Source organism: Microbacterium sp., from assembly GCF_051953575.1.
Classification (GTDB): domain Bacteria; phylum Actinomycetota; class Actinomycetes; order Actinomycetales; family Microbacteriaceae; genus Microbacterium.
Window position 1 is genome coordinate 1 of record NZ_JBQCIP010000302.1, and the last position, 6070, is coordinate 6070.

Sequence of the window (6070 nt, forward strand, 5' to 3'; positions counted from 1 at the left end):
TTCCACGCCGTCATCGAGAAGCGGCACCTCGCGACGCCCGACGGCATCGCGGTGGACGCCGCCGGCCGGGTCACGCTCGCCGAGATCAAGACGACGAACAAGGCGTGGCGCAGCATCCCCCGCTCGTACCTGCGTCAGGTCTGGTGGCAGCAGCACGTGCTCGGCGCCGAGCGGACGCTCGTGGCGTGGGAGCAGCACGACGACTTCGTCCCCGTCGGCGACGAGCCGCGCTGCGCGTGGGTCGACCGCGATGAGGCCGAGATCGCGAAGCTCGTGCGCCTCGCCACCGCCCTCATCGACGAGCTGTACCTGCGTCACACGCGCTCGCGTCAGGGAGCCGAGCGCATGCCGCAGCCGCCCGCTCCCCCGCGCGAGCCGTTCCGCGCCCTGGCGCTGGCGGACTGACGCTCCGTCTCGTCGAACGGTGCGTCCGCCGCGCCGTCGCCGACGCCGACGCGTCCGGTCACGCCTGACACCCGGAGGTCGTCATCGCGCCTGACCCGAGGCTTCGATCTGCGCCTCTTCGATGGCCGACGCCTCGGACCCGGCGTCCGGGCCGGTGGCGGCCTCCGATCCCTCCGCATCGGCGCCGAGCACGGCCTCGACCTCCGCGCCGGCCGCGGAGGCGTCCCACCCCGGTTTGGGCACGGAGCCGATGAGCAGCCGGGTGTACTCGTGCTGCGGAGAGGCGAGAAGGGCCGCGGTGTCGCCGCGCTCGACGATCTCGCCGCGGCGCATCACCACGGTCTGCTCGCACACGCGGCGGACGACGGCGAGGTCGTGGCTGATGAACAGCACCGGGAGCCCGCGCTCGCGCCGGATACGGTCGACGAGGTCGAGCACCTGCGCCTGCACCGACACGTCGAGGGCGCTGGTGGCCTCGTCCATCACGAGCACGTCGGGTTCGATCGCGAGGGCGCGGGCGATGGCGACGCGCTGCCGCTGCCCGCCCGAGAGCGTGCGCGGACGGGCTGCGGCGTGCTTCTCGCCCAGGCCGACCTGCTCCAGCAGCGACAGCACGCGCGTGCGCGCCTCGGCAGGGCTCAGGCGGGTGTGCAGGCGCAGCGCGTCCTCGATCGCGCGTCCGGCGGTGATGCGCGGGTCGAGCGACAGGTACGGGTCCTGGAACACCATCTGCACGCTGCGGGCGTGCGCGATGCGTTCCGCGCGTCCGCGCGGCACCGCGGTGCGCTCGCGGCCGTCGATGCGGATGTCTCCCGTATCGGCGCCCTCCAGACCGACGATCATGCGCGCGAGGGTCGACTTTCCCGAGCCCGATTCGCCGACGACGCCCAGCGCGCCGCCGCGCGGCACCTCGACGGTGGCGTCGACGACGGCGCACACCGGATCCTTGCCGCGCCGCACGTACGTCTTCGACACCCCGGTGGCCTGCAGCATCGGGACGACGTTTGACGTCTCGGACGACCCGCCGTCGAAGGGATGCCCCGCGTGACCCGCAGAGTCTCCGACGCCGTACTCGGCCGCCGCTCCCGGCGCCGCACCTGGCAGGGTGGGGGTCGCCGCGACGAGCCGACGCGTGTAGTCGGCCTGCGGGTCGCGCAGCACGTCGTGTGCGCGGCCCTGCTCGACGACCTGCCCGCCGCTCATCACGTAGACGCGGTCGCAGAGCGACGCCGCGAGGTTGAGGTCGTGGGTGATGAACAGCATCCCCATGCCTCGCGAGGCGCGCTGCTCGGTGAGCACGCCGATGATCTCGGCCTGCGTCGTCACATCGAGCGCGGTCGTCGGCTCGTCGCAGACGAGCAGCTGCGGCGACGTCGTGAGGGCGCCCGCGATCATGACACGCTGCAGCATGCCGCCCGAGAACTCGTGCGGGAACTGCCGCAGGTGATCCTCGGGGCGAGGCAGCCGCACGGCCCCGAGCAGCTCGACGGCACGTGCGCGCGCATCGGCCGCCGACCATCCCTCGGCGAGGCGCAGCGACTCCGTGAGGTGGTCGCCGATCGTGCGCATCGGGTTGATGCCCGCCCGCGGGTCCTGGAAGATCATGCCCGCTCCGCGCCGGCGAAGCCGCCGCAGCTGGGCGCCCGGCGCGGCGAGCACGTCGGTCCCGTCGAGCACGACCGTTCCCGCCGTCGTCGCCCGGTCGGGCAGCAGGCCGAGGACCGTGCGCGCGGTGAGGGATTTGCCCGACCCCGACTCGCCCACGAGTCCGACGGTCTCGCCCGCGGCGACGGACAGCGAGATGCCGTGCAGCAGACGCGTGCCGTTCGGCAGGTCGAGCGTGAGGTCGCGGATGTCGAGCAGAGCGGCGGATGCGGTCACGCCGGCGTCCCCCCGGCCGATCCCGTCGTTCGTGGCCGGAGTCATGCCGGGATCTCCCCTCCGATGCGGTCGGAGAGCTCTTCTCCGATGATGTTGACGGCGACGACGACCACGACCACCGCGACGGCAGGGACGATCGCCGGCAGGAAGTGCCCGCCGATGAGTCCGGCCTGGGCTTCGTTGATCATCGCGCCCCAGTCGGCGGTCGGCGGCTGGACGCCGAGTCCGAGGAACGACAGGCCGGCCAGCTCGGCGAGCACGTAGCCGAAGTTGAGGGTCGACTGCGCCCCGATGATGGGCGTGACGTTCGGCAGCACCCGGCGCAGCGCGATCCACGCGCCGCCGAAGCCCTGCACCCGGTACGCCGCGACGTAGGGCCGGTTGCGTTCCGCTGCCACGAGGGAGCGCGTGAGCCGCGCCACGAACGGCGCGTACGAGATGCTCATGGCGATCACCGGCGCGACGAGGCCCTTGCCGAACAGCGCCACCGCCATGATCGCGATGAGCAGCGACGGGAACGCGAACAGCACGTCGAACACGCGGCCGAGCACGGAATCGATCCAGCCGCCGCGCCAGCCCGCGATCAGGCCCAGCAGGATGCCGAGCGCAGTCGAGGCCACCACGACGAGCAGCGGCCCCAGCAGCGCCGTGCGGGCGCCGAAGATCAGGCGGCTGAGGGTGTCGCGACCGAGTCCGTCGGTGCCGAGCCAGTGCGCAGCGCTCGGCCCGGCGTTGACGGCGGCGAAGTCGACGGCGTCAGGGTCGTACGGCGCCAGGAACGGCGCGAAGATCGCCGCGAGCGTCATCACTGCGACCACGCCCAGCGCGATCGCGAAGCTGACGGTGGTGCGCGGCAGCCGCGGCGCACGCAGCACCTTGACGGCGAGGGTCGGGGTGGCGGTCATCGGGCACCTGCTCCGGCGGCGGATCGCGGGTCGATCCACGGTTCGAGGACGTCGATGACGGCGTTCACGACGACGAACGCGGTCACCACGAGGAGGACGATCGCCTGCACGACCGGGAAGTCGAGGCGGTCGACCGACTGGACGAGCAGCGACCCGATGCCGGCCAGCCCGAAGGCGGCCTCGACGATCGAGCTCGCGACGAGCAGCCCGGCGACGAGCATGCCGCTGACCGTGAGGATCGGACCGACGGCGTTGCGGAAGACGTGCCGGCGGATCACCGTGCCGCGCGTGATGCCGCGGCTGATAGCGACCTCGACATGCTCACGATCGAGCTGGTCGATCATCGACGAGCGCGTGACCTTGCCGACGAGCACGACGAACACGATCGCCAGGGCGGTCGAGGGCAGCACCAGGTGGTACACGGTGTCCCAGAACCCCTCCCCCGAGCCGAACGAGGGGAACCATCCGAGCTGCACGGCGAACACCGCGATCAGCACGATGGAGCCGACGAAGGACGGGATGGCGCCGAGCACCGTGAGGCCGATGAGGATCGCCTTGTCGCCGAGGCGGCCGCGGTTCAGCGCGGCGAACGTGCCGGCGATGAGGCCGACGACGGCGATCATGGTGCCGGCCATGACGACGAGCCCGAGGGTGACGGGCAGGCGGTCGCCGAGCACGGTCGTGACGTCCTGCCGGTACTGCAGCGATCGGCCGAGATCGCCGTGCAGCAGACCGCCGACCCACCGGAGGTACTGCTGCCACGGCGGCAGGTCGAGCCCGTACTGCGCCGTGACCTGGGCCACGGCCTCGGGGCTGGGCTTGCGGCCGCGGAGCAGGAACGCCACCGGGTCGCCCGGCACGAGGAACCGCGAGAAGAAGACGAGGAGGGATGCCAGGAACAGTGTCAGCAGAAGCCCGCCGAGCTTGCCGGCGATCCGGCGGAGGGCGATCATCGCGCCGTCCCCCTTTCGGGTGCGGGGCCCGGGACGCGCCCGGGGCGGCACGGGGCCGGACCCGAAGGCCCGGCCCCGCGGAGGTCACCGTGCGCCAATGGTGGCCGCCCACGGGTAGTAGAGCATCGCCACCGAGGGAGCGACCCCGGTCACCCGGTCGCTCAGGAACACCGTCATCGGGCCTTCGAACAGCGGCAGCCACGGCAGCTGCTCGTTCGCGATGCGCTGGGCCTTCGCCGTCAGCTCGCTGCGGGCGGCGGGGTCGTCGACGCCGACCGCCTCGTTGATCAGCGCGTCGAAGTCGGGGTCGCTCCAGTTGCCGTAGTTGCTGAACTCGCCCGTGCGCAGCACGCTGTACATCTCCAGCGGGTCGGGGCTCGACAGGTACCACGACGTGTAGAAGAGGTCCGTCCCCTCGCGGGCGCTCGGGTCCGAGAACAGCGCCGTGTACGCGCTGGGGCTGACGGTCTCGATCTTCGCCTTCAGGCCGATCGACTGCGCGGCGGCGGCCGCGCCCTGCGAGATCACCGCGAAGTCATTGCCGATCGGCGCGGTCGTGATGACGATCTCGTCCCCGGCGACACCGGCCTCGTCGATGAGCTTCTTCGCCGCGTCCAGGTCGTGGTCGTACTCCTGGAGCCCGTCGAACGCCTCGGTCATCGCGGCGTCGCTCGCGCCCACCCACACCGACTTCGTGGTGAGGGCGTTCGTGACGTCGCCGTAGCCCTTGGCCGCGGCATCCAGGATCCCCTGGCGATCCATCGCCATCATGAGCGCCTGACGCACGCGGACGTCGCCGAGCGGACCTTCGAGGTTGTTCACGATGAGACTGCCGACCGCGGTGTTGAGGCCGAAGTAGACCTCGCCCTTGCCGGAGTCCTGCAGCTGCGCGATCGCGTCGGTCGGGATCATCCAGCCGCCGTCGACCTCGCCGGACTTCAGCGCGTTGACCCGCGCGTTCGAGTCGGTCATGAAGAGGATCTTCACCTCGCCCGCCTTCGCGCGCAGCGACTCGTCCCAGTAGCCGTCGTAGCGCTTCAGCGTGACGGACTCGCCCGACTTCCACTCCGTCAGCTCGAACGGACCGGAGCAGTTGACCAGGCCCGTCGAGTTGCCGTAGTCGGCGCCCTTCGCCGCGAGCGTCGCGGCCGACTCGACCACGCCGGCCGAGCCGCCCATGGCGAGGTTGAACTGCGAGTCCGCCCGCGTCATCGTGACGGTGACCTGGCGGTCGCCCGTCTTCTCGATCGATGCCACGTTCTGGTACACCGAGTACCAGGACGAGCCGACGTCGGGATCCAGATGACGGCTCATCGACGCGACGACGTCATCCGCGGTGAGAGGGCTCCCGTCGTGGAACGTGACGCCGTCACGGATCGTGTAGACCCAGGTCTCCGGCGTCGGGTGGTCGTACGCCTCGGCGAGTCCCGGCGACAGCGTGTAGTCGGGATTGAGCCGCAGCAGCGACTCGCACACGTTCGACAGCACCTGGTTGTCGGCGTAGTCGAACGCGTAGGCGTAGTCGAGCGAGTAGGGCTCCGAGTAGCTCACCCACGTGAACTCGTCGATGTCGCCGGAGGGTGCGGCGGTCTGGGCGGTGTACTCCCACTGGGGAGCGGCGGTCTGGTCGTCGCCGTCGGAGGCGGGTGCGCTGCAGGCCGCGAGGGCGACCAGCGCCGGGGTCGACACCGACCAGGGTGGCTGCTGCGCGGCCAGGGCGGTGATCATCGTCGGGTCGCCGACCGCGTACCCGGCGCGGAGTCCGGCCAACCCCCAGGTCTTGGTCAACGAGCGCAGCACCACCAGCCCGGGCATCGTCGGGGAGATCAGTGACTCGGTCTCACCCGGGACGGCGTCCATGAACGCCTCATCCACCACCAGCACCCGGTCCGGGGCCGCCAGGCCGGCCAGGAGGTGGGCGGGGTG

4 protein-coding genes and 1 pseudogene are annotated in these 6070 nt (G+C 71.5%); 1 reads left to right on the top strand and 4 read right to left on the bottom strand.

The features are described 5' to 3' along the window. Nucleotides 1–405, top strand: a pseudogene (locus ACTHNQ_RS19290) (YqaJ viral recombinase family protein); the annotation flags it as partial. 81 nt (nucleotides 406–486) lie between these two features. On the opposite strand, the gene ACTHNQ_RS19295 reads toward ACTHNQ_RS19290, so the two are convergent. The 4 genes from ACTHNQ_RS19295 to ACTHNQ_RS19310 all read right to left on the bottom strand — a co-directional run. Further along, complete coding sequence (locus ACTHNQ_RS19295) at nucleotides 487–2331, bottom strand: dipeptide ABC transporter ATP-binding protein (RefSeq protein ID WP_440335551.1); 1845 nt, start codon at nucleotides 2329–2331, stop codon at nucleotides 487–489. After that, nucleotides 2328–3191: an ABC transporter permease gene (locus ACTHNQ_RS19300; protein WP_440335552.1), complete on the bottom strand. Its 864-nt coding sequence runs from the start codon at nucleotides 3189–3191 to the stop codon at nucleotides 2328–2330. Before ACTHNQ_RS19300 ends, ACTHNQ_RS19295 begins: the two co-directional genes overlap by 4 nt. Next, nucleotides 3188–4144, bottom strand: a complete 957-nt coding sequence (locus tag ACTHNQ_RS19305) for an ABC transporter permease (protein WP_018172781.1) — start codon at nucleotides 4142–4144, stop codon at nucleotides 3188–3190. Before ACTHNQ_RS19305 ends, ACTHNQ_RS19300 begins: the two co-directional genes overlap by 4 nt. Before the next feature lie 84 nt (nucleotides 4145–4228). Then, the coding region (locus ACTHNQ_RS19310) for an aminotransferase class I/II-fold pyridoxal phosphate-dependent enzyme (protein ID WP_440335553.1) at nucleotides 4229–6070 on the bottom strand (1842 nt) is incomplete at its 5' end.

Bases quoted from the DNA above. Each gene is read 5' to 3' on its own strand.
- ACTHNQ_RS19305 (WP_018172781.1), bottom strand. From the start codon at position 4,144: ATGATCGCCCTCCGCCGGATCGCCGGCAAGCTCGGCGGGCTTCTGCTG.
- ACTHNQ_RS19295 (WP_440335551.1), bottom strand. From the start codon at position 2,331: ATGACTCCGGCCACGAACGACGGGATCGGCCGGGGGGACGCCGGCGTG.
- ACTHNQ_RS19300 (WP_440335552.1), bottom strand. From the start codon at position 3,191: ATGACCGCCACCCCGACCCTCGCCGTCAAGGTGCTGCGTGCGCCGCGG.